Below are 1,195 nucleotides of genomic sequence, written 5' to 3' on the forward strand. Positions count from 1 at the left end.
GCGCAGTTGAGGCGCACGCCCTGGTGCGCCACCGCCACGCCCACGATGTAGACCGTGGCGTGCGCCGCGGTCTGCTTCGCGAAGCGCTCCAGCTCCGGCCACTGGTGGTCGATGAAGCCCTGCCACTGGACCAGGTCCTCCGCGGGGTAGCCGGCGATGACCTGTTCGGGGAAGACGCCCAGCGTGACGTCCTCGGCCGCCATCTTCCGCGCCATCTCCAGCACCCGGTCGGTGTTCTGCTGGAAGGCGCCCACGGTGGTGTTGACGCTGGCGATGCCAATCTTCACGAGCCGCATGGTGCGTCGCTCTCCCTGGAAGCCCTCCCTGAAGGCCCCCTGTGGGCCCAGCAATGCGCGGGAGGGGTGGCCAGGGCAAGCCCTCTTCCAGCCCCTAGTTCATGGGCCCGCTGGGGCGCACCGGCTGCAACTGGCCCAACAGGTCGCTCAGGTCCTCCAGCACCCGTTCCAGCCGGCGCCGGACGTCCTGTTCCCCCAGCAGCTCCTGCCGCCGCTCGGGGTCTGGCACCACCGCGGAGGCGACCACGTCCGCCAGCATTCCGCCGCCCGCGCGCGCGGCCACCGGCAGCAGGTTCTCCGCGAACGAGGGCGGCACCCGGCCGGCCAGCTCAAAGACGGCCTGGCGCAACTGCTCCTCTTCCGGCCCCGAGTAGGGCAGGTCCGGCAGCGCCTGGGCGCGCACCTGACGGTAGAGCTTGTCCGCGGGCAGCTCCTCCACCAGACGCACCCGGCTGACGCCCTGCAGGAGGATGTTGTAGCGCCCGTCCTCCACCTGTTCGTCCCAGACGATGACCCCCGCGCAAAGCATGGGTTGCAGGGTGGGCCGGCCCTCGTAGGAGCCCTCCCACCCGGCCTCCAACTGGCCCAGCGCCAGGACGCGGTCGGTGGCGAGCGCGTCGCGGACCATGTCCCGGTAGCGGGGTTCGAAGATGTGCAGGGGGATGACGGTGTGGGGAAACAGGACCGCCGACGGCAACGGAAAGACCTTTAGCGCACTGGCGGCGCGTTCCACGCGTTCTTGAGCGGTCATGGTTGGGGGCACCCTTCTCCTGGTTCTAAGCCCGTGGGGCACCCCTCGCATTCCAATCAGGCAGGCATCCTGGACGGGACGGCGATGGCAAGGGCCCCGGGTTCCGCTAGGGTGCGCCGCCGCATGTCCTCCATCGACCCTCCTGTCC

At 70.2% G+C, this 1,195-nt stretch carries 2 protein-coding genes; both read right to left on the minus strand.

Annotated features, from left to right (window positions below):
* On the minus strand, positions 1-296 hold a 296-nt coding region (locus tag D7V88_RS41610), incomplete at its 3' end, for a nitrilase-related carbon-nitrogen hydrolase (protein ID WP_341870762.1).
* A gap of 94 nt (positions 297-390) precedes the next feature.
* Entirely contained in the window at positions 391-1,047 is a 657-nt protein-coding gene (locus D7V88_RS41615) for an LON peptidase substrate-binding domain-containing protein (RefSeq protein ID WP_120545972.1), read from the minus strand.
* Positions 1,048-1,195 lie beyond the last annotated feature (148 nt).

Source organism: Corallococcus terminator (assembly GCF_003611635.1).
GTDB lineage: Bacteria > Myxococcota > Myxococcia > Myxococcales > Myxococcaceae > Corallococcus > Corallococcus terminator.